Raw genomic sequence first — 26,726 nt, forward strand, 5'->3', positions numbered from 1 at the left:
TATCGAGCTCGTCATTCAATCAGTGGTCGCGTTGAAAGAGCTCACCTTGCCTTGGGAATCCCGCTCGCTGGTGCTGCTGAGGCAGAGTTGCTGGGAGCATGCCTAGCGACCTCAGGATGCGTCCGGTGTCAGTCCCGTCGATGATCATGTAGTAGCGCGGGCGTCGAGCATCGTGGGCGTAGGCGTCCATCATGCCAACCACGCTCGGTTTGATCTGATGACAGTGCTGCAGAACGAGTAGCTCCGCGGGCTCGGTGAACAACCGATCGATTTGGTCGCCGTTTTTGCCCAGGGCTCTGACGTCCATGGCGCGAGGATAGCCGGGCCCCTTGAACAGCCAGGCAGCCGAAACCTGGTGTCCGCGGGCAAACACTCGTGATGTGTAGAGGTCCGAGCGTTCTCCGCCCCAGTCCTTTGGGACATACGACTCGCCGATCAGTTCCGCGAAGGCGTGTTTCACCACATCCTCCGGCACGTGCAGGACCGCTTCACTCTCAGCCTCAGTAAAGGGCGATGTGAAGTCGATCCCGCTGAATTGGCTGATATCGCTGGGATACACGCGCGCTCCCGGCGCCAGCCCCCCGACGGTGAGATCGTCATCGACGAATGACCTGATTCCGATGAAGACCGGCCTGAGCTCAATTTGTGCTGCACTGAGATTGGTGACCGTTCCGATCAGGTAGGCCCGCCTGGTCCCGGCGAGGCTGCCGGCCGCAGACGAGCTGGCGGTTCTCGCCGAGTTGAACGTGCCAGTGACGCGCACCTGCTCACCCGCGTCGAGTATCGCTGTAAAGTTGATCGGCTTGAAGCCTGGGATGTCCTGTTCCCGGTCCCGCTGGAAGGCAAAATCCAACTCAGCTCCGACGACCTGCCCCGTGCGCAGGTCCTGCTCCAGGACGGACCTCGCCAACTCGCCTACTCCCAGGGAGGAATGCGCCTCGGCCAGTTCTGCGGCGAGGGCATAGGGCAACGCTGAATCTGGCTCGTTCCTGCGGGCAGCCCGTGCCCGTGCGGATTTTGTCCGCTGCTCGCCAAGGAGAGACTGAACCTGATCCTGGTGCAGGAAGTACGGCTCTAGCGCGATGCGCGTCATCGGAAACGTGATCCTTTTGGCTGGGCGGACCAGGCTCAGCGCCTGGTAAAGCTGGGACGGCGTGGTAACGGTCACGGGATGTCCTTGAGCAGGCCAAGGAACTCGTCCACGTCCTGCGGTCGGTCGGCAGGCTTGTGGCGAGTCGCCTCTGCTACTACTGCTCGCCAGGGTCCGCGTGCGGGCAGCAGTGGGAGGTTCTGTTCCGGACGCTCCCTGGTCAGGATGGCCGCGATGAGCCGTCCAATGCTGTAGATGTCGGCAGCCGCAGTCACGTTATGAGGATTCCCAGACGACAGCTCCGGCGCGGCGAATCCCTCGGACCCGAAACCGGTGCCCGTCCGAGTTCGGCGCGGAACGCTAGTTTCCCCTCGGGGCTGACGACCAAGCCCCCAATCTGCCACGACCCAATTGCCGTTGAGGAGCAGAACGTTTGCTGGCTTGATGTCCCGGTGGATCCGGTCATCGGCATGTGGACGGCGCAGTCCTTCGCAGATCGCCGTGACGAGATCCCGGAGGGCTTCTGTCTCCCGCTGCAAACGTTCTGCGTGGCTGGCGGCACTGCCGTTCGCAAGCGGCATGACGAACCACCGCCCGTCTGGGTCAGAGTCAATCACTGGCATGACGTTCGGGTGCTCTCCGTAGAGGTGCCCGATGGAGATCTCGCGGCCCATGCGGTGTATAGAGTCCTCATCACCGTAGCGGAGCTGCTTCATAGCGACGGGGATGCGGGTGTGCCTGTGCACGCCGCCGTAGACCGCTCCCTGACCGCCCTCAGCGAGCGGCTCCTGGTCCCTCTCGTAGTCCGTCTTCGTTCCTCGCTTAAGCCACCCCACAGCTGCCCACGGCGCGGCCTCGTCCGTGCTGGTCATTGTTTCGTCGGTGAGAAGGGCACGGGCGGCCTCGATGACGTGGTCACGATAGGCCCCGTCCCGTTGCGCTAGGAGGATGGCCACCAGTGGACCGGCAGCCGGGAAGGGAGCAAGCTCGATGGCAAGACGGCGTGCCTCGTCGCCCTGAGCGGACCTTCGGGCGGCGCGCTGGCTGGTGTGCTCTTGCCGAGCCGCGTGCAGGTCAGGATGAGGAACCCAGCCGCGGGGTGGCAGGACCACACGGGCGCCGCGGAAGTCGCATTCGAGGACGATGCACCCGTTGCGCGCGAGCTCTGTGGCTATGGCCTCGGCGCGGACGCCGAATATGGTCACGGCGGATTGCCATCGGCGGGGGCTGTTGGTGGCGAAGGCCCACTGGCTGTCGGTTAGGCCGTGCGGGCGGCGGGGTGTAGGAAAACCTTCGGGCTCCAAAGTGACGCGCGTGATCTTGGGATTTCCATGGCGGTCGGTGCTGTAGTCACCATCGGGGAGGGGGACTGCGTACGTGGTGAGGCCGGGGTAGACGCTGATGTGCCGCATGGCGAAGCCGCGCGGGCGGGAGCGGGAGGTCATACCGGCTCCTGGTACTCGTTGCCTGTCAGCCAGGCCCTGAGCAGTTCGACACGTGGGGCGTGCTCGTCGTAGCCAACGACGACGGGCTGTTCGTTGTACGGGCTGGAGTCTGAGCTGCGGCGCAGCTTGACGTACTCGCCGCAGGCGTCAATGGCGTAGGATTCCATGTCGTCTTGCAGTGCGCCGACGACGGTAATGCCGCTCTCCCTACCGATCTGGCCAAGCAGGGCGACCGCCTCGCGGCGGTGCTGCTTGCCGAGGTTGCGGCCGAGTTCGTCGAGAACAAGGACGAGTGGCCGGCCCGTACCGCTAGCGGCTGCTGCGGCGCACACGAGCTTGATCGCCCGATCATCGATCTGTGCGGTGTTGGCCCGTCGGTTGTAGGGGATGTGCCGGCTTCCGCGGGCGCGCCGCCACATCGGCGTGACCTTCCAGTCCCAGTCCTCGGTAGGGTCGGCCGGCGGTGGAGGTTCGGCGTAGTCGAGCCGGGCCCCGTATCCGCCGTGGGCCATATCGAGCCGGTCGAACGCCGCTGCGACGTCGACCAGCTTCTGCTTGATGGCAGAGGTGAGCGCCCCGCGATGGGCCCGGCTGGCCTGAACAGCCTCCTCGTGGCCAATCCGTGCGGCGTCCAGGCTATCGCGGCGCTCGTTGCGCTGAGTGGCGATCTGCTGGCGCTCGTACTGGTCGGTGTCTTCGTGCTGGCGCAGGTAGACATGGAGTGCGTGGCGCAGCGGGGTGAAGACGGCCTGTGCCCTTGTGCTGCTGCCGGGTCCACGCTGACTGAACTCTGCCAACAGGCCAGTGATTTCCGTCGGCATAGTTTCAGAGGCGGTGAGAGGGAAGCACTTGGATATTGCGGTGCTAATCAGATCCTTAGCTTCTTCCCACCAGTCTTCCGCCGTCCAGGACTGTTGGATATCCGGCAAGGCGAGCAGGTACTCGCTGGAGGATTCGAGGGTGCCGTCCCAGTGGGATTTCAGTCCGTCAAGGTCTAGCTGCGCTTGCTCCGTCTTGAGGTTTCCGATTCTTTCTCGCCGACCCTTGTTTGATTTGTCGAGGGCGGCCTTCTGCTCGTGCAGAGACTTGACTTGGTTTTCGCGGACTGCCGCCAGGAGGAGCACCTCGTCCCGTTCGGCGGCTGCAGCGGCGAGCTCAGGGATCAGTTTCGCGCGCTCATCCTGAGCGGCCTGATCTTTCACCTGCAGATTGCTGATCTTTCTGTCCAGCTCAACAGCCTCGGCCGCGGCTCTTACGCCCTTCTGTCGACGCTCAGCCACGGCGACCTGCTGTACGGCAGTCTTCCGCTTCCTCTCGGCCTCCTGGTGAATGCCGGATTGCCGATGGACTCGCTCTCGTGCTGCGGCAATGCGGGCGGCGCGGTCGGTGACGGGTCTGGGAAAGCCACCGATAGTCACGATGCCCGCTTCGTCTTGGATGCGGTCAGGGTTGGTGCGGGCGGCGACTCGCGTGTCCAGGGCCGCGAGGAAGCCACTCAGGTCGTATTGAGGGTGGGCATTGCCTGGGAGATCAACGTGCCCCGCTCTTGCGGTCAGGTTGGCCGCGATCAGGGTCGAGCCGGGTAGGTCCGCGAGGAGTGCACTGGCCCTGTCGAGATCGTCGGAGTCCACGACGGCGGCCTCACGGTACGGCCAAAGGGTCGGCTCCCACTTTGACCTCTGCTGGTCGGTGAGGACAATGGCGTCGAGCAGACAGATGGCGCTGATCCTCTCGGCCGCAAGGACGTCGATCTGCTGCCGGGCCAGGTCTCTGCCGCTCTCCGCGTCCTCCAGGATTGCTTTGGTGTCGGATAGCGCCTTCTCCGCCACTCCGACTTCCTTGACCATCTTTTCTAAGTGAGCGTCTGCGTCAGCGCGTTCTTGGTTAGCGGTTGGCTCGTCGCGTCCGTCGGCGTCACGGGCCTTTCGCTTGGCCTCGCGCAGCAGGCCGTCGGCTTCTTCGATCTTCTGTTGCAGCATTGCAACCTGTCTGTCCAGGTCGCGGTCGACGGTGTGGAGCCTGCCGAATGTGCTCATTGCGACTTGCTGCCGTTGTGTGAATGCATCGTTGTCGGCCAGCTCCCTCGCTTGTCTGACCAGCTCTTGAACCGTACGGCTGTCCTGCTCGATCTCGGTGTCGATTCCAGCGATCTCGGCTTGGATGTCGGCGTCGCGCTGGAGGGTGTCGTACAGCCGTCGTGCTATGTGTGACCGCCAGCGGTCAGCAGCTTCGACGACGTGCTGGCGCGCTTGGTCGCGCGCGTCGATACCATCCTCAATAACCTGGGTGCGCTCTTCCCAGGTGGCTAGGTCGGACTCGGCATTGCTGGCTTCCTGGAGGCGGTCGTACTCGTTGCGGCGTGCCTGGCGTTCCTGCTGTAGTTCGTGGTCGATGCCGGTGAGCGCAGCGATTGCCTCGAAGATCCGTCGCTCGGAGATCTCGTTGAGCGGTTGGGCGAGGAGGTTGGGGGCGGCGCTGGCCCGCACTGATGTCGATAGGAACGACACGCACCGCACATGCTCCCCGTAGAGGGTGCGCGGAAGGTCACGGGCTACCACGTCATTCCGTCCAGCCCGCGGGGGCAGGGCCTGCCAGACCGAGTCGGCGGCCTGCTCCCGTCCGGCCTCACTGTCTCCAGCGGGTAGAAGCAGACCGTCCTGCCAACGTAGTTTCAGCCGGGGCCCTTTCTGGCGGCTGCGGTCGATCCGGATCCACACGGTCAGGGCGCCGGCCTGTAGCTGATCGAGGTCTCCGACGGCGGGCGCGAACACGCCGATGAGGTACCCGTAGTCGGCGTTGCCCCAGCGGTCTTCCCCGCCCGCGTCCTCGGAATTGAACAGCAGGTCGACTGCGGTGGACGCGCCGGAGCCAAATCGCCACTGTTCATCAGCATGCAGCAAGCTGATTTGAGCCAGGAGTGACGACTTCCCTGCCCCGTTGGAGTCCTTCGGCCCTTGCCCTGCCACGGCGATGAGAGTGCCAGCTGCAACCGGGATGGGATGCGTGGAAAGCCTGGAGATTCGCACGCTCTGAAGGCCAACCAGGACACGTTCACCGACAATGTCTTCTGGCGGCTCTTTGTCGCTCATGCACCGCTCCTCGGAGAAATCGTCACTTCTTGGGGTGGCCGAGGTTCCGGCGGACCGTGATCGCCGTAGCGAGCGCGGTATCCGGGCCCACGGCCAGGATCAGGTTCTCCTGCAGTCGCTGGCGCGCGGCCGGAGTGAGTCGGCGTAGCGCAGGCCCAGGGACGTAGGAGGCCCCTGCTGTCTCGCGGTCAGCGGCGCGCGCCACGCGGACCAGTCCGGCCGCACGCAGCCATTGCAGGGCATCGGACAGACGCCGCTGCCCGTGAATCTGCGAAAGCTTCCGCAGTCGGGTCGGTGTCGTCGGGTGGTTCGACTGCCACTCGTCCCCGGTCAGGTGTCCTTCTGCCCGAGGGATCGCAACTGAGTGGATCAGCACCAGAATCAGCGTGGCCCTTTCTAGCGGCGGCAATATCCCCCAGCCGCTCGCCACGAGTTCCGCGGCGATGTCGTCCCGGTACCCCGATGTCCAGAGGTAGGCGCCCGCGGGGACAAGCGTGCGGCCGGTCCTGTGCAGCATTTGGTCAAGCAGGTGACGCAGCGCCGCGTCCCGAAGGGCGGGCAGCGCCGCCTCGCTGGCTGGCTCGCTGCCGTACTCAAGTGCGGCCCAGGCCGAAACCAATGCGTCACGCTGCTTGTCGCCGAGCGGCTGGAGCAAGTCATCGAACAGGCCGCTCATCGCTCCGACTTCCCACTAGATCGAGGAGGAGGAAGCTCCCGCCACAGGTCCCGCAGCACGGGGAGGTCCTGGTCGGGCCACGTAGCCGCTCGGGGGCCGAGGCGGACTGTCTGTGCCCCGTCGTCGATGTCCAACCATCGGCTGGATTGCAGACGGCGGAACGCTCCCATTCCGAAGCGGTGCAGCACTTCTCTTTCGCGTCCGGGGATGAGCTGGTCCACCACGTCCAGTACCTCGTGCATCGTCGCCGACTGCCCCGGCCACGGGCCTGCCTGGACATCGGCCCAGCAGCACCGCAGCGCCGCAGCAAGGACCCGGCTGGTCTCGTTCGGGAACTCCACTGGGATCGCAGACATCCGCAGTTCGCGCAGCACGGCCGGCGTCACGTCGTCGGGTGGACAGGGCAGCAGCCAGCAGCGCTCACCACCCTGCTCCACCATTCGCAGCATGCCCGCTGGTGTTCTCGTAGCTGCCGGCATCCGTAACGGGCCTTCCGCTCGCACCCTCGCCCACCACAGCGCCGCGTCAGCATCACTCACACGGGCCTCCGTACTCGTTCGAACACGCCAGAGGTAAGCCAAGACGGCACGCTACCTACCCTTACCTGGACCGGGCCGGACCATGCCAGCCGGTAGCCGAGCCGGTCGTTGTTGCTCGCGGCAATCAGGTCGGCCAGCAGGCGGCGCGCTGTCAACCAGTCCATGTCTGACAGAAGGTGTTCGACCGCAACAGAGTCCTCGCCGCTGAGCACTTCTTCGGCAACTGCCGCCAGCCGCTCCGCCTCCGCGTCCCCCCATTCCTGGTAGGGCGGCTCCTTGTCGTCGGGGACCCGGGAACGCGGTGGCGTTGAACGGTTGCCGGTTGACTGCGGCCTGCACGCAATGGCCTCCGCCAGGTCAGCGGCATCGTGCCATGGGGACGGCGCGTCGAAGACCTGATCAGCCAGGACCGCCGCGAGCTCATCTACAGATGCCCGCTTCGCGAAGCGCTTCCACATCTCGGGCGGTAGCAGGTTTAGTGCACGAGAGGTCCCCGCTGCGGCCATCAGGCGTGCCGACGCATTTGTCGAGGCATCTTCATAGGCTGCGATCGCCGATCGCAGCGCGCCGCACATGCGGCTGAGCTCTGGCCAGAACTCCAGAAGGATCTCGTGCACCGCGGACGCCTGGTCAATCAGCGACTTCGCGTTCCACAGCAGCGGCGCACGCTCCCGCAGAGTTTCCACCGTGCCGTTGACGGTCAACGCTACGAGCTCGGCGACAAGGAGCCGAAGCGCGGTGGTGATTTCGACGGCAACCTCAAGGGCGTCCTCGGCTGTACTCTCCCCACCCTCCAGCCTGATCTTCTCCATCGTCAGAAGTTGGTGCAACTCCGACTGGCCTCCGCGGGCCAGCATCCGCTGAACGAACAGCATCGACACATAGCTGGTGAACGAGGCCCGGTACTCGCGCTGGTAGGGCTTATCGAACGCGGGCTGGATCGCTCCAAGCTTCCGCAGGACAACCAGCCGGTTGTCGATCACGTCTTGCGGGAAGGCGGAACATGCCGCCCGGATCTGCTCAGTTGTCAGCCCGTCCTCACCCGCGCGGGCAAACGCAGCGAACAGCGTGTCCGCCAGTCGGAACAGAGCCGCGTCATCGATCGCCGCGTTCGCCTGGCGCGCAAGGACGGCAACTATCTGCTTGAACACAGAAACAACGGCCTGCTCGGCCGCCACTGCCTCCAGCTCAAACTGCTCGTCCACCACTAAACCGTTCCTGCTTGTGTCCTGGTTCTAGGGTTGGGGTCCCAGCCGCGATGTTGCAGGGGTGGGGCAGAGCCCTATCTCATGGTCGACGGGCAGGCCCTTGCAACAGGAGAAGTCAACGCCCCCACCAACCTCATCACCCCCAGTCCTACCCGCAGCACGTAGGGTAGCTGATTTGATGGAAAGGTCGCAGGCAGATGACGGCTCCCAGAGTGCGGTCAAAGCCGAGACCATGGTGCTCGATCCGGGTAAAGTCCGTGGGCACAAAACGGCCCAGTGGCTGGGATCGTGTCCGTGCCTCCGCGCGATATCGAGCGGAGGCACGGTTCCTTAAGCGGGCTTGCCAACCTCCGCGTCACCGTCCCCTTTGCAGGGATTGCGGCTGGGAGCGATCGGCCACCGGTGTGGCTGGCGGGTTTGCCGTGGCGGAGACGAAGGACGTGCCGCTGACCGTGCTTCGCTTACGAGCCGCTTGTGCTCGCCGGTTCGGCTGAGCTGTGATGCGCCAGTTGAGGACCTCGGCGGGGTGCTCGGCGCTGTCGAGTTCCCGCTGGGTTCCTACCTCGGCCAGGAGGCGTCGGAGGTTGTGGCCGGCGGTTTCGGCGTGGGCGAGGGTGGTGGTCAGGGCGGTCCAGTTGGGGTCGGTGAGGAGCCGGTCGGCGTGGTCGGGGAGGGCCGCGCGCACGTCTTGCTCGTAGCGGCGGGCGGTTGCGGCTCGTGGTGCGCGGCGGGCCAAGTCCGCTAGGACGGGTGTGGCGGCCTGCTGGTAAGCCGTCTGGAGGTGGCGGAAGGCTTCCTCGGCTGCTGCCGCCTGTTGTTCGTGGCCGCACTGTTCGTGCCATTTGGCGGCGGCGCGGGCCAGGTGCACGGTGGCGAAGAGTAGGGCGATGGCGAGCCCGCCTGGTTGGTTCGAGGCGTAGGCAAGTTCCTTGGCGGCCTTGCGCAGGGCGGTGGCGGCTTGGTGGTCGGCGTGGGTGGCGGAGCGGCGGGCGCGGTTGAACGCCATCGCCGCCGCCCGCAGTTCCGCCCGGTGCGGGCCGGTTGTGGCGCTGGTGATGTTGTAGAGGGCGTCGCCGAAGGCGGCCAGGTGGCCCTGGGCGGCGGCATCGTCATCGGAGTCGAGGAGCGTGCGCGCGGTGTGTACGGCAGCGGTGGTGTGCCGCCACGGGTCGGCAGGGTTCGCCACGTACTGGGGGCGGTCGGCCGCCTCCTGGTGGGGGAGGCGTTCGCGTAGGCGGTTGATGGAGAGGTCGGGGGCGAGTTTCGAGCCGCCGTACCAGACGGGTTCGCCGGCCGTGTTGGTGTCGCCGGGGGCGGCGAGGCTGTAGCCGATCACGTCGCCGGTTTCGGGGCCGAGGCGTGTTTTGACCTTGATGCCGAGGGACTGGAGCACGGTGAAGTAGTCGGCCTCGTTGTGTACGGCGGCGGCGACCGCGTACGCCTGCTCGCGCAGCCAGTGCCGTGCGGTGACCGTCTGGCCCTGGCGTTCGGCCTTGGCGCGTTCGGCGCCGGTGGGGGTGCGGGGCGCGGTGAGGTCACCGGTCTTCAGGCGGCGCAGGCCGAACTCGGCTTCGATCTTGCGGCACTCGGCTTGGGCCCGCTGGCCGTCGCGGTGGGTGCGCGGGCGGCGCCCGTCGGCGCGGATGGTGGTGGCCATGATGTGGATGTGGTCGTCCGCGTGGCGCACGGCGATCCACCGGCATGCCTTCTCGTCGCCCTCGGGGGCGACGCCGGTGACGTGGACGATGCGGCGGGCGACCTCGGCCCACTCGGCGTCGGTGAGGTAGCGGTCGCCGGGCGCGGTGCGGACCGGGCAGTGCCAGACGTGCTGGGATGGTTTCTTGCCGCCCAGTTCGCGGGTGCGCAGGTCGACGTGGTGGTTGAGGCGCTTGGCGAGCTGGGAGTAGGTGGCTGTCGGGTTGCGGCCGGGGTCCGGGGCGCCGGCCATGTCCCAGGCGGCGACGATGTGAGGGTCGGTGTGTTCGTCTCGGCGGCCGGGGCCGAAGAGGTAGGCGATCAGTCCGCGGGTGTCGGAGCCGGTGGAGACGTCAGGAACCATGCGTGGTGCCTTCTGCCAGGAGCTGGTCGATCAGTCGGTAGCCGTTCTCGGCTGCTTGCTCGACGTGGTCGAGCACGGCCTCGGCGCGCTCGGGCACTGTTCCTCGGTGGATGGCCGTGGTGATCTGGTTGAGGTTCCTGCCGATGCGGTCGAGCGCGACGGTGTGTGCCTCGACGGCCTCGATCAGCGGGCGGAGGGGATCGTCCTCCGGGCTGCCGACCAGCCCGGCCTTGCCCTGGGCGACGGCGAGGGCGGCGTCGCCGACGAATCCGGCGAACTTCTGACCGCGCTGGTGAGCGGCGGCGCTGATCACACCGACCGCTGTCCGCGTGAAGCGGATGGTCTTTTCCTGGTCGCGTTTCTCCACCGTGCGCTTGCGGTTCATCAGCGCAGGCAGGACGGGGGCATCGAGATCCCGCCAGGAGGGCTGCTCGACTGACGGGTGAGCGACGGAGTAGGGCGACGTCGGGCAGTTGGTCTCGGCTCCTGCCTCCTCCGGCTCGGGCGCCCCCTGGCGCCCGGCCTTCTCCTCCGCCACCCCTGGGGCGGGGGCAAGCGCGGACGAAGCCTCGTTAGAGGCTCGTTCGCTCCAGCTTGCTGCTGATCGGCGGGTCAGGCCGAAGAATCCCTTGCGGCGACGGGTGGGGGAGTTGTCGGTGCTCGTTTCGGGCATGGTGGTGCTCCGGTGGTCGTGTGCGGTGGGGCTTCGTCACGTCCGTTGCATCCGTCCCGTTGCTGGTCAGGACAGGTACGGAGGCGGTCGCAGGTACGGAGTGATCCGTATCGGCAAGGAACTCCGTCCCCGCGCTGACCTGCGCGGGGATGGATGCGACGGATTGATACGGAGCTGGTGTCAGCGAGTGCGCCGGGGGCCGGAAGGCCCGCCGGGCGGGCCAACGGGCGGCGTGCCGGTCGGTGGGGTCGGTGGCTTGCCCTGGATTCGACGCGCGAGGGCGCTCTCGCTGGCTGCGGGGGCCGGTGGGGCGGGGGCGGGGCAGTAGCGGGCCCAGGCGTCGAGGAACTGGTTGCGGGCGTACGCCTTCGCCTGCCTGCCATTCTCGAAGCGGTGGTTGGCCGGGCTGATGCCGAAGTCGCGCAACAGGTTCGCCAGGTGATAGGCGTTCAACCCCTTGGTGCCGTACTCGGCCCACGGCGCCTCGGTGTCCTGGATGAGGGCGGCGAGCAGGTCGTGGCTGCGCATTGCCCCTGTGTCGCCCTGCTGCTCGAACACGCGGCGGATATCCCGGAGCAACCGGGTCTGCAGCGTCGTCTGCTCGTCCTGCACCACCTCGTTCCTGGTCATTGCCAGGCAGGCGGCACGGGCCCGCGAGGGCCAGTCCCTGCCGGCCAGGTCGGCGACGATCACCAGCGGCTCCCACGTATCGGCAGCGCGGTCCTCGACCGGCATCTGGGGAACCAAGCCCTCTGCGGTGCTCCGCAGCGGGGCCAGCCAGGCGGTCAGCCGGTCCCGCAGCGCGTTCAGTTCCGGAACGGAGTACCGCGAGCGGAACGGGGCGATGCGCTCGCCAGGCTTGCGCTTCTGCATGCGGAGCACGACTGCGCGGTCCATGATCGTGTCCGGCAGGTCACCGATCCCGGCGAGCGCTGCCATGGCGAAGGTGGGAAACGCCGTCGGCTTGTGCTCCGGACCGGAGATCCGCCAGGCCGGGCGGTTGCGCTGGTGCCCGGCGTTCAGCAGACCGCGCAGATCCTCCTTGTCGCCAGCCTTGGGGTCGAAGATGGTGTCGGCCTCGTCCACGAGCAGCGTCGGCGGGTTCTTGCCGATGAGCGGAAGACCACCGCAGGCGAGGTGTTCACCGTCATCATCGGCTGATGAACGGTCTCGTGAAGCACGTCCAGGACGCGGGACTTGCCGCATCCCTTGGTCGGCCCCACCACCGCCAGACGCGGCGCATGCTGGAGAGCGGGCTGAATATGGGAGGCCGCCACCCACAACGTGACGGCCGACAGTGCCTCGTCGCTCGGCAGCACCACGTACCGGCCGATCGCCGCCCGCAGGTCGTCCAGCAGCGCGGCTCCCTCGTCGGCCGTCTCGCCGCTCGTACCAGCGCGGTCCCCGGCCCCCGGTCCGCCGTCGGGGACCACGGTCCCCGCAGACGCGTGGGGACCGTGCCCCTCGCTATCGGCTCGGAGGGTTACGTACTCACCCGCGTTTTGGGGACCGAGCTTGGGGACCGGGGGACCGAAACTGTCGGTTCGGTCCCCGGTCCCCGCATCTGCGGGACCGGTCCCCAGTGCGCTGACCTGCACGGTTGCCGTGCCGGGGATGTCTCGGTCCCCGGACGGAACACCCGTCGAAGCATCGCTGCTGATGGGTACAGCCGGGGACCGTGACTCCGTTCGGTCCCCGTCGCGCTGGGGGACGCCCTGGCCGGGGACCGCGACAGTGGGCCAGACGACTTCGGATGTGTTCGAGGTGGCGGGGGACGTAGAGTCCTCCATCGACGTTCCTCTCGGGTGAGGGACGGGACGGGCAAGGTCCCGCCCCTCACCGGTTCGTTCGTTCAGGGATGGGCGATGTGCAGGGGAATCTCCGGCCCTCGGCGTTGGCGCGCCGGGGGCCGTTGCTGTGTCCGGGACTGCCTGCGGCTCATGAGGCCAGGCCCCACTCGTCTCCGCCGTCGGCCAGCGCGCGCTCGTAGCGCAGCAGTTCGGTCTCGGGGTAGAGCACCCGCTTGCCGACCTTGATGCCGCGCGGCCCCTTCTTGAGCTGGCGCCAGTAGCGGATGGTGCTCTCTGCGGTGCGGTAGCGCTCGGCGACCTCGGCGGTGGTCAGGTATCGCATGCTTTCCTATTCGGCTAGGCGCTGATTCGGTATGCATATTCGTACCCGACGATCGGCGGTTAGCCAAATCGGGAAGAGCGTGTTTCAATTTGGATAGTGATGGTCATGATGGAGGTTCGATGGCAGGCGAGAAGGCCGAGGGTGGCGAGGTGCCGCTGCTCTACAGCGAAGGCAACGTGGCCGGCCGCGTTGCCCTGGAGCGCGAGGTCAGAGGGTGGAGCACGACCGAGTTGGCAGAGCGCGTGACCAGAGCCGGCGTGAAGATGAACCAGACGGCTGTCTGGCGTATCGAGAACGGATCACCCCGCAGGCGGATCAACCTCGATGAGGCGCTCGCCTTCTCCCGGGTCTTCGAGCTCCCCCTCGAAGAGCTGATGTCCCCGCCCCTCGAAGGGCTCGACATCGACAGTCGGCGGCTTGTCCAGGAAGCCGTCGAGGCGTTCTACGAGACCCGCGACGCCCGCGACCGCCTGCACCGCGCCGTGGTCGCCGTCGCCGACCACATCAAGGCCCATCCGGACAGCTCGCGGGCGATCCACGAGCAATGCCTCCGCCTCATGGGGGACGAGCGGGACGCCCGCGTCCTCACCGGCGACATCGAGGACGGGGGCCACTACTGACAACCAGCACAGAGGAGAAGCCACTTGGCGAACGTACAGAAGCGCCCCAACGGCAAATGGCGCGCCCGCTACCGTGATCTCGACGGCAAGGAGCACGCTCGCCACTTCGACCGGAAGCTCGACGCCCAGCGCTGGCTCGACGAGGTCACAGCCAGCGTGGTCACCGGTCAGTACGTCGACCCGCGCGCCGGTCGCATCACCTTCGCGAAATACGCCGAGAGGTGGCAGGGCTCGCTCATCGCGAGCGAGGCGGGTGAGCGCATCACCGACAACGCGCTCCGGCTCCACCTCGTACCGGCGCTGGGTGCCCGCTCCCTGGCGGCGATACGCCGCAACGACATACAAGTGCTGTTCAAGCACCTGTCCGACCAGCTCGGTCCGGGCAGTGTCCGGAACGTCCACGACGTCCTTGTGCGCGTCATGACGGCGGCCGTGGACGACAAGGTCATCGCCTCCAGCCCGTGCCGCCGGATCACCCTTCCGGTCATTCCGGACGAGGAGGTTACCCCGCCCACCGTCGCTCAGGTCGAGGCCATGGCCCGTGTGATGCCGCCGTACATCCGGGCGGCCGTCGTCATGCTCGCCGGGTCAGGTTTGCGCATAGGTGAGTTGCTGGGCCTGAAGCTGTCGGACATCGACTTCAAGGCCGGCAGCATTCGCGTGGAGCGGCAGCGGCTCCAGTCGGGGAAGGTCGGTCCGCCGAAGACCGCCAAGTCCCGGCGCACGGTTCCAGTCGGCGAGGTCGTCACCGACGCACTCCTCGCGCACCTTGCCGCTCGTCCGTCCAGGGAGTGGCTGTTCGCCATGGAGGAGGGGGAGCCGCTCAACTATCGGCGATGGAAGACCGAGTGGAACGGGGCCCGCAAGGCGCTCCAGGCGGAGGAGGACAAGGCGGCCGGACGTGAGGGCCGCAAGCCCGTCGAGCTGCCGCACATGGTCACCCACGACCTGCGGCACTTCTACGCCTCCGCGCTCATCGCCGGCGGCGCGAGCGTCAAGCAGGTGCAGTTGGTCCTCGGGCACGCGTCCGCCGTCATCATGCTGCGGATTTACGCGCACCTGTGGCCGGGGGAAGAAGACCGCACCCGGGCCGTCATGGACGCCGTGCTCGGCGGACTGCGGACCGGGTGCGGACAGCTAAGCCGCGCGACCCGCGAAAGTGCAGGTCAAGCGGCCTAGAGGGAGATCAGGCCTTCTTGGTCTCCCAGAAAATCTTGTCGATCTCGGCGATGTAGTCCAGCGCCTTCTGGCCCGTCGCCGGGTCCGTGGAGGCCTTCGCCGCCGACAGCGCCTTCAGGGCGTCGTTGACCAGCTGGTGCAGCTCCGGGTACTTCTCGAAGTGCGGGGGCTTGAAGTAGTCGCTCCACAGCACCGAGACGTGGTGCTTGGCGAGCTCGGCGCGCTGCTCCTTGATGACCACCGCGCGGGCCCGGAAGTGCGGGTCCTCGTTGGCCTGGTACTTCTCCTGGACGGCCTTGACCGACTCCGCCTCGATGCGGGCCTGGGCCGGGTCGTACACGCCGCAGGGCAGGTCGCAGTGGGCGCTGACCTTCACCTTGGGGGCAAACAGGCGGGAAAGCATTGAGCTGTCCTTCCTCGTGATCGTCTTCTCAGGTGGGACATTACTCCGTGAGAGACGGGTTTTCGTGGGTGCCCCCATGGGCTTAGGCCAAAAGTCCAGGGTGGGAATGGGCCCAGTGGCCGAATGTACGGAACGCTGTACTGGACGGTGTACTGGATGGACCGGGAGGTGCCGGAGAGATGCGGGAGGTGCCGGAGGTGCCGGAGGTGACGCGGGAGCAGCCCGCACGAGGGCTGGCCGGGCGTGTGCCGTTCCAGGTGGTGGAGGTGACCGGGCCGTCGATGGTGCCCACGCTGCATCACGGGGACTGGCTGCTCGTGCAGTACGGGGCGCCGGTGCGCCCCGGGGACGTGGTGATTCTGCGCCATCCGTTCCAGCAGGACCTGCTGGTCGTGAAACGGGCCGCCGAGCGCCGACGGGGCGGCTGGTGGGTGCTGGCCGACAACACCTTCGCGGGCGGCGACAGCACGGATTACGGGACGGTGCCCGACGAGTTCGTGCTGGCCAGGGTCCGGGCGCGCTACCGGCCGTTGAAGAAGGATCAGCGGTCGGTGCGGTCCGTGCTGACCTGGGCGGTCTCCGCGCTGCGGCCGGTGTCGGCGGCGCGTTCGGTCTCCAGGCGTTTGCGGGCCCGGTAGGCGGCCACGTTGGCGCGGGTCGCGCAGCGGTCCGAGCAGTAGCGGCGGGAGCGGTTGGTCGAGGTGTCGAGGTAGGCATTGCGGCAGGGCGCCGCCTCGCACAGGCCGAGCCGGTCCACGCCGTAGGAGGTGAGATGGAACGCCAGGCCCATCGCGGCGATGGCGGCATATCCGGCCGTCGCGTTCGACGGGTGGTCGGCCAGGTGCATGTGCCAGTCCGGCTTGCCGTCCTCGTCGCGCAGGTCGTGCCCGGAGATCTGCGGGCTGACGGGGAACTCCAGCAGTAGCGAATTGAGCAGGTCGACGGCGAGCGTCTCGTCACCGCCGTCGGCCGCTTCGAAGACCGCGCGCAGCCGCGCCCGTACGGACCGGAAGCGGGTCACATCGGCGTCCGTCGCCCGCCGGGCGGCCTGCCGGTTGACCCCGAACAGGTCGCGGACCGCCTCGACGGAGGTGAGGGAGTCCTTGTTGCGGACGGGCTCCTCGGTGTTGACCAGACGCACGGCATAGTCCGAGTAATAGGCCAGTTCCACTTGTAGTCCTTACGGCGTCGGTCTAAAGTCGATGCAGCGAGCGATGTAATGGGCTTTCTCGGTACCAGGGTATTACATGGAGGTTCCTCGTGACGGAGACGACAACAGGTACTGACTGGGCGGCCTGGCAGGAGAGCTGGGACCGCCAGCAGGAGTGGTACATGCCCGACCGCGAGGAACGGTTCCGGGTGATGCTGGACATGGTCGAGGCCGTGGTGGGGCCCCGGCCGAGAGTGCTCGATCTCGCATGCGGTACGGGAAGTATTACGGACCGGCTCCTCAAGCGGTTCCCGGACGCCACCAGCACGGGCGTCGACCTCGACCCGGCCCTGCTCGCCATCGCCCGCGGGCACTTCGACGGCGACGAGCGCGTCACCTTCGTCACCGCCGACCTCAAGGACCCCGACTGGGCGGGGGAGTTGCCGTACGACTCGTACGACGCCGTCCTCACCGCCACCGCCCTGCACTGGCTGCACACCGAACCCCTCACCGCGCTCTACCGGCGGATCGGCGGGCTGGTCAGGGACGGCGGGGTGTTCATGAACGCCGACCACATGATCGACACGCAGACGCCCAGGATCAACGCGGCGGAACGTGCCCACCGGCACGCGGCCATGGACCGGGCGAAGGCCGAAGGCGCCCTCGACTGGGCGGACTGGTGGGCTCTCGCGGCCAAGGACCCGGTCCTCGCCGGGCCGACCGCCGAGCGGTACAGGATCTACGGCGAGCACGCGGACGGCGACATGCCGTCCGTGCGCTGGCACGCCGACACCCTGCGCGAGGCGGGGTTCGGTGAGGCGCGGACCGTCTGGGCCTCCCCGTCGGACTCCCTGGTGCTCGCCGTGAAGTAGCGGCAGCACGCACGGGAAGGGGTGGTACGGGCCGGGACCCGTACCACCCCTTCTTTTTCTCCGCTCTGCTGCAACCCACCACGTGTCCCACAGCACTGGAAGGGTGAGACGGTCCGCACCCGCGGACCCGGAGAGGGGCGCCGACGATGCGGATCGATGACGATGCCGCGCTGCACGCCTTCGTCGAGGGCAGGCGTACCGCACTGTTCCGCAGCGCGTACCTGCTGTGCGGAGACCGGCACGAGGCCGAGGACCTGGTACAGGCCGCGCTGGTCAAAGTGGTGCTGGGCGGGCGGCGGCACGGACGGCTCGACAACATCGAGGCGTACGCGCGCAAGACCCTGGTCAACACCTTCATCGCGACCCGCCGCCGGTTCTGGCGGCGCGAACACGCGTACGGCGAACTGCCCGACCGTGCGGACCACGCGCCCGACACGGACACCGGCCTCGCGGTGCGGGCGGCCCTCGCCCGGCTCACGGACAAGCAGCGGGCCGTACTGGTGCTGCGCTACTGGGAAGACCTGAGCGTCGAGGCCACGGCCGGACTGCTCGGTATGCGGGAGAACACGGTCAAGAGCCATGCGGCTCGGGGGTTGGCGGCGCTGCGCGCCGAGATGGCGGAGGAATTCGTATGAACGACGTGCGTGAGCTGCTGGGGCGGGTCGCCGAGGAAGCGGGACGGCCGGTCATCTCCACCCAGGCGGTGTACGCCGGGGCCGCCCGGGTACGTCTGCGGCGCCGGCTCACCGTCTCGGCCGCGGCGCTCGCCGTGGTCGCGGCGGGAGCGGCGGCCGTACCGGGACTGGCCTCGGGCGAGAACAAGCAGGACGCCCCGGTGGCGGCCCCGGCCGAGCTCACGGGAGGCGACGGCCGGGCGCAGCGGCTGGCCGAACTGCTCCCCGAGGGCGTGGGGAAGGTCGAACGGGTCTCGCTGGCCGTCATCATCAAGGGCGCCACCCCCGAGCAGGCCAGGGACCACCTGGACGGACCGCTGGACGGGCAGTACTCCGTACGACGGGACGGCGGCGTCGGCTACCTCGTCATCGGCTTCCTGGACGGCCGGAAGGCCGGCAGGAAGTTCGGCGGGCAGGACCCGGCCGCCGATGTGTGCCGGCCGGTCAACGGGGAGCCGCGTCCGGACGACTGCGTACGCGAGGAACTCCCGGGCGGACGCGTGCTGACGACCTGGAAAGACCCCATGAACTACTCGGGCACCCCCAAGTGGGGACCTGAATTCGTGGGGCGTCTCACCCTGAAGGACGGTGGGGTGCTGGCCGTGCGGGACAGCACCGGGTTCACGAGCGAACGGGCGCAGGGGCCGCTGCTCAAGAGTCCGCCACTGACCCGTGCCCAGCTGCGGAGCCTGCTGCTCAGCCAGGAGCTGCTGCCGAAGAAGGGGTGACGCACACGAGGAGGGCGGTACGGACCCGGTCCGTACCGCCCTCCTCGCGCGTTCCCGGAGGACCCTGGAACGTGTTTCGAAAGTCCCGCCTGCCAGGCGGCGTCCGGCCCGCATGCTCGCTGCGTTGTCGGGCCCGCCCCGATACGACCGGTATCGGGGCGACCCTCCGCCTTGCGATCGCACGCACCGGACGCCGCCTGGCCCGCCCTGCGGGCGGACGACGCTGCTTTCGAAACACGCCCTAGAGGACCTTCGACAGGAAGGACTTCGTCCGGTCGTGCTGAGGGTTGGTCAGCACGTCGCGCGGGTGGCCCGACTCGACCACCACGCCGTCGTCCATGAAGACCAGCGCGTCGCCGACCTCACGGGCGAAGCCCATCTCATGGGTCACGACGATCATCGTCATGCCGTCCTCCGCGAGCCCGCGCATGACGTCCAGTACGTCGCCCACCAGCTCCGGGTCGAGCGCCGACGTCGGCTCGTCGAAGAGCATCAGCTTCGGCTCCATGGCCAGGGCGCGGGCGATGGCCACCCGCTGCTGCTGGCCGCCGGAGAGCTGGGAGGGGTAGTTCTTCGCCTTGTCGGCCAGGCCCACCCGGTCCAGCAGCCGTTCGGCCCGCGCCCGCGCGACGGCCTTGGACTCGCGCTTGACCTGGACCGGGGCCTCCATGACGTTCTCGATCGCCGTCATGTGGGGGAAGAGGTTGAAGCGCTGGAAGACCATGCCGATGTCCCGGCGCTTCAGGGCGACCTCGCTGTCCTTGAGCTCGTAGAGCTTGGCGCCCTTCTGGCGGTAGCCCACCAGATCGCCGTCGACGTAGAGCCGTCCGGCGTTGATCTGCTCCAGGTGGTTGATGCATCGCAGGAAGGTCGACTTGCCGGAACCGGACGGGCCGATCAGACAGAAGACCTCGCGCGGGGCGACCTCCAGGTCGATGCCCTTGAGGATGTGCGCGGCGCCGAAGGACTTGTGGACGCCCTCGGCCTTCACCATGGCGGCGGTCATGCCATGCCTCCCTTCGGGCGGCCCAGGGACAGCAGATTGGCCCTGATCTTCTGCAGTGGAGTGGGCGGCAGATTGCGGCTCGACCCGCGTGCGTAGTACCGCTCCAGGTAGAACTGGCCGATGCTCAGCACCGAGGTCATGATCAAGTACCAGGCCGCGGCCAGGAAGTACATCTCGACCGGGGCTCCGGAACCCTGCCCGATGTCCTGGGCGTACTTGAACAGTTCGTAGAACTGCACAGCCGCCACCAGCGACGTCGTCTTGAGCATGTTGATCACTTCGTTGCCCGTCGGCGGCACGATCACCCGCATCGCCTGCGGGATCACCACGCGGCGCAGGGTTTTGCCGTGGCTCATGCCCAGCGCGTGCGACGCCTCCGTCTGGCCCTCGTCGACCGAGAGCAGACCCGCACGGCAGATCTCGGCCATGTAGGCGGCCTCGTTGAGACCCAGGCCGAGCAGCGCCGTCAGCAACGGCGTCATGAAGCTCGACCAGTAGTCCTTGTAGATGGGCATGAGGTTGATGTACTCGAATACCAGGCCCAGGTTGAACCAGACGAACAGCTGGACCAGCACCGGGGTGCCGCGGAAGAACCAGATGTAGAACCAGGCGATCGACGAGGTCACCGGGTTCCTCGACAGCCGCATCACGGCCAGCAGAACGCCGCCGACGATGCCGATGACCATGGACAGGGCGGTCAGCAGCAGGGTCTGGGTGACACCCTTGAGGATGCGGTCGTCGAAGAAGTAGTCGGGGACCGCACCCCAGTTGATCTTGCCCTGGCTGAACGCGTAGACGATCGCGACGAGCGCGGCGATGGCGATGACGGCCGAGACGTACCGGCCGTAGTGCCGGACCGGAATGGCCCTGATCGCCTCCGGACCTGCCGGCGGAGTGGGTGATATGGGCGGCTGGTCGGCCGGGCCCGTCTTCTTGATGTCAGTCACAGAACGACCCTTTCAGCGCCGCGACCTTTTCAGGATCCGCCGTTCAGCTCGGCCGCGGTGACCGCGCCGGCCTCCACGCCCCACTTGGCGATGATCTTCCCGTACTCGCCGTTCTTGATGATCGCGTCCAGGGCCGCCTGAACGGCCTTGGTCAGTTGGTCGTTGCCCTTGGCGACGGCGATGCCGTACGGGGCGGCCTCGACCTGCTCGCCGACGAGCTCGAAGTCCTTGCCGCCGCCCGAGGTCTTCACCGCGTACGCGGCCACCGGAAAGTCGGAGGAGCCGGCGTCGGCGCCACCGCTGCGCAGCCGGGTCTGGGCCTCCAGGTCGTTGTCGAAGGTCTCGATGGCGATCTTCTTGCCGCCCGTACACTTCTTCGACTCGGACTTGGCGAGGTTGTGCGAGACGGTGCCGCGCTGCACGGCGATCTTCTTGCCACAGAGGTCGGCCCAGGTCTTGATGGACTGGTCGTCGCCCTTCCTGGTGTAGATCGAGACACCGGCCTTGAAGTAGTCGACGAAGTCGACGCCCTCGCCGACCTTCTTCTTCGTATCGGGGTCGACACCCTCCTGGCGGTCCTTGGTGTCGGTCATCGACGACATCGCCAGGTCGTAGCGCTTGGAGCGCAGCCCGGTGATCAGCGTGTCGAACGTGCCGTTCTCGAACTGGAACGTCACCCCGAGCTCCTTGCCGAGCGCGGCACCGATGTCGGGGTCGATGCCGACCGTCTTGCCGGACTTGTCCTTGAACTCGACCGGCGGATACGCGATGTCCGAGCCGACCTTGATGACACCCTTGGCCTTGATCTCCTGCGGCAGCAGATCCGCGGCCGCGGAGCCCGTGGTCTTGGCAGGGCCGGAGCCGTTCTTCGTCTGGTCGCCGCAGGCGGTCAGCAGCAAGGTGCCGGCGACCGCGATGGCGCAGACCGCTGCAATCCGGGACTTCGCGGTCGTACGACGGGTGGTGCTTGCGGTCATGATCAGGTTCCTCCGGCAGGTGAGGGCTGTGTTGCCGGGCGGTGAATGACACGCGTCATCGGGTGCCGCCGCCCTGTGCGATTACGGCATCTTGCCATTCGGATTTGCCCAAACAGTGGGCCAGTCATGTCAAAATCGGGTAACGGGCGATTCCGAACCTCAAGCGGCCGGTACACCAAGGCCGGACCATCTGTGGGGATTTACTCTTTACGCCGCAGGATCTGCGGCGCGTCTCGACTGGTGGACGCCATTTCGGCGGTAGGCCGACTTGTCCAGATATTCGACTATGAGTCACATCACCGCGCCGAGATGGACTCGTCGGTCACGTGGTCCGTCGGGTAAAAAAGACCTTTACACCCCTCATCCGGGGCTCAGGACGCGTGTGCGGCGCGTCCGCGCGTATGTATCTCTCCCTGCCGGGGCGGGCCAACCGCCGACGCGGGGAACGTACGCGGTGCCCGCCCACCCCTCCTCAACCAGGAGTGGCCACCCTCAAACGATGAAGACTTAAGGGGTCAACACCATGGCAGCGGAGATCGTCAATCCTCGCAGCGACAGCACCACCGACAGCGCCACCGACGAGCCGTTCGATCCGGCCTTCGCGCTGCACCGCGGCGGCAAGATGGCCGTGCAGGCCACCGTTCCCGTCCGCGACAAGGACGACCTGTCCCTCGCGTACACACCCGGCGTCGCCAAGGTGTGCAGCGCCATCGCCGAGAATCCCGAGCTGGTCCACGACTACACCTGGAAATCGCAGGTCGTCGCCGTCGTGACGGACGGCACCGCGGTGCTCGGTCTCGGAGACATCGGCCCCGAGGCCTCCCTCCCGGTGATGGAGGGCAAGGCGATTCTCTTCAAGCAGTTCGGCGGTGTCGACGCGGTGCCGATCGCGCTCGCGACCACCGACGCGGACGAGATCGTCGAGACGGTCGTCCGCCTCGCGCCCTCCTTCGGCGGCGTGAACCTGGAGGACATCTCGGCGCCGCGCTGCTTCGAGATCGAGCGCAGGCTCCAGGAGCGGCTCGACATCCCGGTCTTCCACGACGACCAGCACGGCACCGCGGTCGTGACGCTCGCGGCCCTGCGCAACGCCGCGAAGTTGTCCGGCCGGAACCTCGGCGAACTGCGCGCCGTCATCTCCGGCGCCGGTGCGGCCGGAGTGGCCATCGCCAAGTTCCTGCTGGAGGCGGGGCTCGGCGATGTCGCCGTGGCCGACCGCAAGGGCGTCGTCAGCCGGGACCGCGAGGACCTGACCGACGTCAAGCGCGAGCTGGCCGAGATCACCAACCGGGCCGGGATCTCCGGGACACTGGAGAGCGCGCTCGCCGGTGCGGACGTCTTCATCGGCGTCTCCGGCGGCACGGTGCCCGAGGCGGCCGTTGCGTCGATGGCGCCCGGCGCGTTCGTCTTCGCCATGGCCAACCCGAACCCCGAGGTCCACCCCGACATCGCGCACAAGTACGCGTCCGTCGTGGCGACCGGGCGTTCGGACTTCCCGAACCAGATCAACAACGTGCTCGCCTTCCCCGGCATCTTCGCGGGCGCCCTCCAGGTCCGGGCCTCCCGGATCACCGAGGGCATGAAGATCGCCGCGGCGAACGCGCTGGCGGACGTCGTGGGCGACGAGCTCGCGGCGGACTACGTGATTCCGTCGCCGTTCGACGAGCGGGTGGCACCGGCCGTGACGGCCGCGGTGGCCGCGGCGGCCCGTGCGGAGGGCGTGGCCCGGCGCTGAGGTCCGGGGGCGGGGTGCGGGGTACGCCCGCGCCCCGCCCCGCTCCTTCCCACAACCGGGGGGCCGTACCCGGCCCCCGCGCCCCGTCGCCGAAGCGCCCCGTTGCCGCCCGGCGCGGGGGAACACCCGGGCGGCTCCCGCGCGCGGTGTGCGTCACACCCGTGGCCGGTTACGCCGGCCCGTGCCCCGGCCTATCGTCGAGGCCATGTTCGCCGCCTACGCATCCCGCATCGACCGCGACCAGCCCCTCAACGGCCTTGAGCTGGGCGAGCGCCCCGCTCCCGGGGCACGACCGGGCTGGACCACCGTCGACGTCCGGGCCGCCTCCCTCAACCATCACGACCTCTGGTCCCTGCGCGGCGTCGGTCTCGCCGAGGACAAGCTGCCGATGATCCTCGGCTGTGACGCCGCCGGGATCGACGAGGACGGCAACGAGGTCGTCCTGCACTCCGTCATCGGGCAGACGGGTCACGGCGTCGGCCCGAAGGAACCCCGGTCGATCCTCACCGAGCGCTACCAGGGCACCTTCGCCGAGCAAGTCACCGTCCCCAGCTGGAACGTACTGCCCAAGCCGAAGGAACTCACCTTCGAGGAGGCCGCATGTCTGCCGACCGCCTGGCTCACCGCGTACCGGATGCTCTTCACCAACGCCGGGGTGCGTCCCGGCGATTCCGTCCTCGTCCAGGGTGCGGGCGGCGGCGTCGCCACCGCCGCGATCGTGCTCGGCCGGGCGGCCGGGCTGCGGGTCCACGCCACCAGCCGCGACGAGGCCAAGCGCAAGCGCGCCGTCGAACTCGGCGCGATCGAGGCGTACGAGCCCGGCGCACGGCTGCCGGAGCGCGTCGACGCGGTCATCGAGACGGTCGGCGCCGCCACCTGGTCCCACTCGGTGAAGTCGCTGCGGCCCGGCGGCACGCTCGTCATCTCGGGTGCGACCAGCGGCGACCGGCCCTCGCACGCCGAGCTGACCCGGATCTTCTTCCTGGAGCTGAAGGTCGTCGGCTCGACCATGGGGTCGAAGGACGAACTGGAGGACCTGCTGGCGTTCTGCGCGACCACCGGCGTGCGGCCCGTCATCGACGAGGTGCTGCCCCTGGACCGGGCCCGGGAGGGCTTCGAACGGCTGGAAACGGGCGGCCAGTTCGGAAAGATTGTGCTCACCTGCTCTTGAGGTGTGCGGGGTGAGCTGTTCTCATCTGCGCCATGCGAAAGCGGACGCGGATGCGGATGGGCAGCGTACTCACCTCGGTCGTCACCTCGCTCGTGCTCGCGGCGGGGGCACTCGCCCCCGCCGCCGACGCGCGTCCCGTGCCACCCGACCGGACCGGCGTCCCCCGCCTCACCGACGACGAGGGGCGCACCCTCACGCTGCGCGGCTGGAACGTCGAGGACAAGGCGAACCGCGGTGACCAGGCGCTGACCGCCATCACCGAGAAGCACTTCCGGGATCTGCGCGCCAAGGGCTTCGGATTCGCCCGGCTGCTCATCTTCTGGGACGACCTGGAGCCCCGCCGGGGTCAGTACAGCGTCGCGTACCTGCGCCGGATCGACCGGGTGCTGGGCTGGGCGCGGAAGTACCGCGTCCAAGTGGTGCTCGACGCCCACCAGGACGTCTTCGGCCCGGCGTTCGGCCATCGCGGTATCCCGGCCTGGGCCACCCGTACCGACGGTCTGCCCTTCACCCCGCACCCCGACGACTGGTTCGCCGAGTACTTCGAGCCCGCCGTGCAGCGGGCCTTCACCCATCTCTACGAGGACCCCGATCTCCAGCGGGCCCAAGCGCGGATGTGGAAGGTCGTCGCCGACCGTTACGCGCACCACCCGGCCGTCCTCGGCTACGACCTGATCAACGAGCCGATGGGGGAGATCGAGGACGGGGAGGACCTGGCGACGGCCGCCCGTCGCATCGAGTCCCGGCAGCTCACCCCGATGTACAACCGGCTCGCCCGCGCGGTCCGCTCGGTGGACCGGGCCAACTGGCTGTTCGTCGAACCCACCCCCGCCGTCGGCGAGGGCGTGACCACCGGACTGGGGGCGGTCAGGGACCACCGGACCGTCTACGCACCGCACTTCTACAACACGGCGATGGAGGCGGGCGCCGACTACGACCCGTCGGCGGGCTGGATCGAGTCGTACGAGGCGGCCGTCACCGCGTACCCGGAGCGGTGGCACATCCCGGTCGTCGTCGGCGAATGGGGCCCGCTGAACAACACGCTCCCCGGGATGGGCCGCTTCTACCGGGACGCGATGGCCTCCCTGAGCCGCTACACCTCGGGCTGGGCCGGCTATGTGTGGTGCTACGGCGGCGGGTACTGCGCACTCGACAAGGACGGCGCCTTCGCGGCGAACAAGGAGCAGACCGCCACGCCGTACGCGCCCGCCGTCGCCGGAACCGTCCACTCCGACACGTACGACGGCGCCTCCGGCGTCTACCGGCTCTCCTACACGGCGGGCCGACGCGGCACCACGGAGGTCTCCCTGCCGCCGACCGCCGGGAACTGGCGGGTCGCGGTGGGCGGCCGGGCCCAGGTCCGCAGGCACGGGGGAGAGGTGTGGATCCGGGCCCGTGAGGGGGTGCGCGTCACGGTCACGGTCACCCGGACGCCGCACGGCCGAACCGGCCTCGGCAGCATGCTTGTCAACGAAGGTTGACGAAGTCCATGATGTCAACGTAAGTTGACATCATGACCGAAGCAACGGATCTCGCCGCGCGCGCCGGTGACCACGACCCCCGGGTGGGACTGCAGGCGGTCGCCGCACTGCGACGGCTACTGGAGCAACTCGAAGCCGTACAAGTCGCAAGCGCCCGCGCGAAGGGCTGGTCGTGGCAGGAGATCGCGGGCGAGCTGGGTGTCAGCCGACAGGCCGCGCACAAGAAGTACGGGAGGCATTGATGTTCGAACGATTCACCAGGAGTGCTCGGGCGACCGTGACCGGCGCGGTGACCCACGCGGAACGCGCCGACGCCGGATCGATCACCGAGGAGCACCTGCTGCTCGCCCTGCTGGACCAGGAGGGCGGCCGGGCGTCGTTCGCCGTCACGGCGCTGGGGCTCGTGGACCGCAGGGCGTCGGTGGAGGCGGCGCTGGCCGATGCGCGCAGACGCGGCGGTATGACCAGGGCCGACGCCGACGCACTCGCCGGTATCGGCATCGACCTCACCGCGATCGTCGCCCGGGTCGAGGAGGCGCACGGCGAAGGAGCCCTGCGGGGCGACGGCAAGGACCGGCGCCGGCGGGCAGGCAGACGCCCGTTCACCCGGGAGGCCAAGGGGGTCCTGGAGAAGGCGCTGCGGATCGCGCTGCGCCGCGGCGACCGGTTCATCGGCGAGGAGCATCTCCTGCTGGCCATGACCGTCGGACCCGGCGTGGTCGCCGATGTCCTCGCCGAGCACGGTGCGACCTACGAGACGGTGGACCGCGCGTTGTACGGGGACGGCGGCGCGGGTCGCGAGCGGAAGGCGGGCTGAGAGACCACGGGGAGGACGGGGCGGAAGGGGCCGGGAGGGTCGGAGGGGTTGGAG

At 68.1% G+C, this 26,726-nt stretch carries 25 protein-coding genes and 1 pseudogene; 11 read left to right on the plus strand and 15 right to left on the minus strand.

From position 1 onward, the window contains the following. Positions 1-19 precede the first annotated feature (19 nt). The 10 genes and pseudogenes from ACIQCZ_RS05585 to ACIQCZ_RS05630 form a co-directional block, all read right to left on the minus strand. Positions 20-1,168 carry a hypothetical protein gene (locus tag ACIQCZ_RS05585; RefSeq protein WP_402279918.1) on the minus strand — a complete coding sequence of 383 codons (1,149 nt, stop codon included), beginning with the start codon at positions 1,166-1,168 and terminating at the stop codon, positions 20-22. Next, positions 1,165-2,535, minus strand: coding sequence for a serine/threonine-protein kinase (locus tag ACIQCZ_RS05590; protein ID WP_402279920.1), 1,371 nt, complete (start codon positions 2,533-2,535; stop codon positions 1,165-1,167). Before ACIQCZ_RS05590 ends, ACIQCZ_RS05585 begins: the two co-directional genes overlap by 4 nt. After that, positions 2,532-5,624 (minus strand): hypothetical protein, encoded by a 3,093-nt coding sequence (locus ACIQCZ_RS05595; RefSeq protein ID WP_402279922.1) that lies wholly within the window; start codon positions 5,622-5,624, stop codon positions 2,532-2,534. The genes ACIQCZ_RS05590 and ACIQCZ_RS05595 overlap by 4 nt, the downstream gene beginning before the upstream one ends. A gap of 22 nt (positions 5,625-5,646) precedes the next feature. Next, positions 5,647-6,300 carry a hypothetical protein gene (locus ACIQCZ_RS05600; RefSeq protein ID WP_402279923.1) on the minus strand — a complete coding sequence of 218 codons (654 nt, stop codon included), beginning with the start codon at positions 6,298-6,300 and terminating at the stop codon, positions 5,647-5,649. Further along, the gene (locus ACIQCZ_RS05605; RefSeq protein ID WP_402279924.1) at positions 6,297-6,749 is read right to left on the minus strand and encodes a hypothetical protein; all 453 of its coding nucleotides are present in this window, start codon (positions 6,747-6,749) and stop codon (positions 6,297-6,299) included. Before ACIQCZ_RS05605 ends, ACIQCZ_RS05600 begins: the two co-directional genes overlap by 4 nt. 86 nt (positions 6,750-6,835) lie before the next feature. Beyond that, on the minus strand, positions 6,836-8,044 hold the full coding sequence (locus ACIQCZ_RS05610; RefSeq protein ID WP_402279925.1) for a hypothetical protein: 1,209 nt from the start codon (positions 8,042-8,044) through the stop codon (positions 6,836-6,838). A 358-nt stretch (positions 8,045-8,402) separates the two neighbouring features. After that, positions 8,403-10,106 (minus strand): relaxase/mobilization nuclease domain-containing protein, encoded by a 1,704-nt coding sequence (locus ACIQCZ_RS05615; RefSeq protein ID WP_402279927.1) that lies wholly within the window; start codon positions 10,104-10,106, stop codon positions 8,403-8,405. Beyond that, complete coding sequence (locus ACIQCZ_RS05620; protein ID WP_402280238.1) at positions 10,096-10,644, minus strand: hypothetical protein; 549 nt, start codon at positions 10,642-10,644, stop codon at positions 10,096-10,098. Before ACIQCZ_RS05620 ends, ACIQCZ_RS05615 begins: the two co-directional genes overlap by 11 nt. Positions 10,645-10,959: 315 nt before the next feature. After that, positions 10,960-12,212: pseudogene (locus tag ACIQCZ_RS05625) on the minus strand (DUF3631 domain-containing protein). Between the two features lie 505 nt (positions 12,213-12,717). Continuing rightward, a complete protein-coding gene (locus tag ACIQCZ_RS05630; protein ID WP_402279928.1) occupies positions 12,718-12,912 on the minus strand; it encodes a helix-turn-helix transcriptional regulator in 195 nt (64 codons plus the stop codon). A gap of 119 nt (positions 12,913-13,031) precedes the next feature. Between ACIQCZ_RS05630 and ACIQCZ_RS05635 the strand changes: the two genes are divergently transcribed. Continuing rightward, positions 13,032-13,532, plus strand: a complete 501-nt coding sequence (locus ACIQCZ_RS05635; protein ID WP_402279929.1) for a helix-turn-helix transcriptional regulator — start codon at positions 13,032-13,034, stop codon at positions 13,530-13,532. Positions 13,533-13,556: 24 nt separating this feature from the next. Next, a complete protein-coding gene (locus tag ACIQCZ_RS05640; protein ID WP_402279931.1) occupies positions 13,557-14,711 on the plus strand; it encodes a tyrosine-type recombinase/integrase in 1,155 nt (384 codons plus the stop codon). A gap of 7 nt (positions 14,712-14,718) precedes the next feature. Here ACIQCZ_RS05640 and sodN read toward each other — a convergent pair whose 3' ends face one another. Beyond that, on the minus strand, positions 14,719-15,114 hold the full coding sequence (gene sodN / locus ACIQCZ_RS05645; protein WP_327369805.1) for a superoxide dismutase, Ni: 396 nt from the start codon (positions 15,112-15,114) through the stop codon (positions 14,719-14,721). A gap of 179 nt (positions 15,115-15,293) precedes the next feature. Between sodN and sodX the strand changes: the two genes are divergently transcribed. Further along, complete coding sequence (sodX, locus tag ACIQCZ_RS05650; RefSeq protein WP_402279932.1) at positions 15,294-15,752, plus strand: nickel-type superoxide dismutase maturation protease; 459 nt, start codon at positions 15,294-15,296, stop codon at positions 15,750-15,752. On the opposite strand, the gene ACIQCZ_RS05655 is transcribed toward sodX, so the two are convergent. Further along, positions 15,656-16,285, minus strand: coding sequence for a CGNR zinc finger domain-containing protein (locus tag ACIQCZ_RS05655; protein ID WP_402279933.1), 630 nt, complete (start codon positions 16,283-16,285; stop codon positions 15,656-15,658). The genes sodX and ACIQCZ_RS05655 overlap by 97 nt on opposite strands. Positions 16,286-16,374: 89 nt before the next feature. Here ACIQCZ_RS05655 and ACIQCZ_RS05660 point away from each other — a divergent pair, with 89 nt between their 5' ends. From ACIQCZ_RS05660 to ACIQCZ_RS05670, 3 genes are all read left to right on the plus strand, one after another. Further along, positions 16,375-17,136 (plus strand): class I SAM-dependent methyltransferase, encoded by a 762-nt coding sequence (locus ACIQCZ_RS05660; RefSeq protein WP_402279934.1) that lies wholly within the window; start codon positions 16,375-16,377, stop codon positions 17,134-17,136. Between the two features lie 146 nt (positions 17,137-17,282). After that, positions 17,283-17,771, plus strand: coding sequence for a SigE family RNA polymerase sigma factor (locus tag ACIQCZ_RS05665; protein WP_402279936.1), 489 nt, complete (start codon positions 17,283-17,285; stop codon positions 17,769-17,771). Beyond that, a complete protein-coding gene (locus ACIQCZ_RS05670) occupies positions 17,768-18,538 on the plus strand; it encodes a hypothetical protein (protein WP_402279938.1) in 771 nt (256 codons plus the stop codon). Before ACIQCZ_RS05665 ends, ACIQCZ_RS05670 begins: the two co-directional genes overlap by 4 nt. Before the next feature lie 241 nt (positions 18,539-18,779). Here ACIQCZ_RS05670 and ACIQCZ_RS05675 read toward each other — a convergent pair whose 3' ends face one another. The 3 genes from ACIQCZ_RS05675 to ACIQCZ_RS05685 are packed head-to-tail and all read right to left on the minus strand — an operon-like array spanning position 18,780 to position 21,468. After that, positions 18,780-19,544 (minus strand): amino acid ABC transporter ATP-binding protein, encoded by a 765-nt coding sequence (locus ACIQCZ_RS05675; protein WP_402279939.1) that lies wholly within the window; start codon positions 19,542-19,544, stop codon positions 18,780-18,782. Beyond that, positions 19,541-20,491, minus strand: a complete 951-nt coding sequence (locus tag ACIQCZ_RS05680; protein WP_402279941.1) for an amino acid ABC transporter permease — start codon at positions 20,489-20,491, stop codon at positions 19,541-19,543. The genes ACIQCZ_RS05675 and ACIQCZ_RS05680 overlap by 4 nt, the downstream gene beginning before the upstream one ends. Before the next feature lie 29 nt (positions 20,492-20,520). Then, positions 20,521-21,468 carry an ABC transporter substrate-binding protein gene (locus tag ACIQCZ_RS05685; RefSeq protein WP_402279942.1) on the minus strand — a complete coding sequence of 316 codons (948 nt, stop codon included), beginning with the start codon at positions 21,466-21,468 and terminating at the stop codon, positions 20,521-20,523. A 523-nt stretch (positions 21,469-21,991) separates the two neighbouring features. Between ACIQCZ_RS05685 and ACIQCZ_RS05690 the strand changes: the two genes are divergently transcribed. The 5 genes from ACIQCZ_RS05690 (at position 21,992) to ACIQCZ_RS05710 (ending at position 26,672) form a co-directional block, all read left to right on the plus strand. Further along, positions 21,992-23,203, plus strand: a complete 1,212-nt coding sequence (locus ACIQCZ_RS05690; protein WP_402279944.1) for an NADP-dependent malic enzyme — start codon at positions 21,992-21,994, stop codon at positions 23,201-23,203. A gap of 205 nt (positions 23,204-23,408) precedes the next feature. Continuing rightward, entirely contained in the window at positions 23,409-24,374 is a 966-nt protein-coding gene (locus ACIQCZ_RS05695; RefSeq protein ID WP_402279946.1) for a zinc-binding dehydrogenase, read from the plus strand. 32 nt (positions 24,375-24,406) lie between these two features. Beyond that, positions 24,407-25,855, plus strand: a complete 1,449-nt coding sequence (locus ACIQCZ_RS05700; protein ID WP_402279948.1) for a cellulase family glycosylhydrolase — start codon at positions 24,407-24,409, stop codon at positions 25,853-25,855. A 32-nt stretch (positions 25,856-25,887) separates the two neighbouring features. After that, a complete protein-coding gene (locus tag ACIQCZ_RS05705) occupies positions 25,888-26,097 on the plus strand; it encodes a helix-turn-helix domain-containing protein (protein WP_402279950.1) in 210 nt (69 codons plus the stop codon). Further along, complete coding sequence (locus tag ACIQCZ_RS05710; protein WP_402279952.1) at positions 26,097-26,672, plus strand: Clp protease N-terminal domain-containing protein; 576 nt, start codon at positions 26,097-26,099, stop codon at positions 26,670-26,672. Before ACIQCZ_RS05705 ends, ACIQCZ_RS05710 begins: the two co-directional genes overlap by 1 nt. Positions 26,673-26,726 lie beyond the last annotated feature (54 nt).

Origin of the sequence: Streptomyces sp. NPDC093149 (genome assembly GCF_044754145.1) — a bacterium.
Lineage (GTDB): Bacteria > Actinomycetota > Actinomycetes > Streptomycetales > Streptomycetaceae > Streptomyces.

What these genes read in the sequence shown, in the direction of transcription:
- ACIQCZ_RS05590 (WP_402279920.1), bottom strand. Translation starts at nt 2,535, where the DNA reads ATGACCTCCCGCTCCCGCCCGCGCGGCTTCGCCATGCGGCACATCAGC.
- ACIQCZ_RS05595 (WP_402279922.1), bottom strand. Translation starts at nt 5,624, where the DNA reads ATGAGCGACAAAGAGCCGCCAGAAGACATTGTCGGTGAACGTGTCCTG.
- ACIQCZ_RS05600 (WP_402279923.1), bottom strand. Translation starts at nt 6,300, where the DNA reads ATGAGCGGCCTGTTCGATGACTTGCTCCAGCCGCTCGGCGACAAGCAG.
- ACIQCZ_RS05605 (WP_402279924.1), bottom strand. Translation starts at nt 6,749, where the DNA reads ATGCTGCGAATGGTGGAGCAGGGTGGTGAGCGCTGCTGGCTGCTGCCC.
- ACIQCZ_RS05615 (WP_402279927.1), bottom strand. Translation starts at nt 10,106, where the DNA reads ATGGTTCCTGACGTCTCCACCGGCTCCGACACCCGCGGACTGATCGCC.
- ACIQCZ_RS05630 (WP_402279928.1), bottom strand. Translation starts at nt 12,912, where the DNA reads ATGCGATACCTGACCACCGCCGAGGTCGCCGAGCGCTACCGCACCGCA.
- ACIQCZ_RS05635 (WP_402279929.1), top strand. Translation starts at nt 13,032, where the DNA reads ATGGCAGGCGAGAAGGCCGAGGGTGGCGAGGTGCCGCTGCTCTACAGC.
- sodN (WP_327369805.1), bottom strand. Translation starts at nt 15,114, where the DNA reads ATGCTTTCCCGCCTGTTTGCCCCCAAGGTGAAGGTCAGCGCCCACTGC.
- sodX (WP_402279932.1), top strand. Translation starts at nt 15,294, where the DNA reads ATGCGGGAGGTGCCGGAGGTGCCGGAGGTGACGCGGGAGCAGCCCGCA.
- ACIQCZ_RS05665 (WP_402279936.1), top strand. Translation starts at nt 17,283, where the DNA reads ATGCGGATCGATGACGATGCCGCGCTGCACGCCTTCGTCGAGGGCAGG.
- ACIQCZ_RS05670 (WP_402279938.1), top strand. Translation starts at nt 17,768, where the DNA reads ATGAACGACGTGCGTGAGCTGCTGGGGCGGGTCGCCGAGGAAGCGGGA.
- ACIQCZ_RS05675 (WP_402279939.1), bottom strand. Translation starts at nt 19,544, where the DNA reads ATGACCGCCGCCATGGTGAAGGCCGAGGGCGTCCACAAGTCCTTCGGC.
- ACIQCZ_RS05685 (WP_402279942.1), bottom strand. Translation starts at nt 21,468, where the DNA reads ATGACCGCAAGCACCACCCGTCGTACGACCGCGAAGTCCCGGATTGCA.
- ACIQCZ_RS05690 (WP_402279944.1), top strand. Translation starts at nt 21,992, where the DNA reads ATGGCAGCGGAGATCGTCAATCCTCGCAGCGACAGCACCACCGACAGC.
- ACIQCZ_RS05695 (WP_402279946.1), top strand. Translation starts at nt 23,409, where the DNA reads ATGTTCGCCGCCTACGCATCCCGCATCGACCGCGACCAGCCCCTCAAC.
- ACIQCZ_RS05700 (WP_402279948.1), top strand. Translation starts at nt 24,407, where the DNA reads ATGCGAAAGCGGACGCGGATGCGGATGGGCAGCGTACTCACCTCGGTC.
- ACIQCZ_RS05705 (WP_402279950.1), top strand. Translation starts at nt 25,888, where the DNA reads ATGACCGAAGCAACGGATCTCGCCGCGCGCGCCGGTGACCACGACCCC.
- ACIQCZ_RS05710 (WP_402279952.1), top strand. Translation starts at nt 26,097, where the DNA reads ATGTTCGAACGATTCACCAGGAGTGCTCGGGCGACCGTGACCGGCGCG.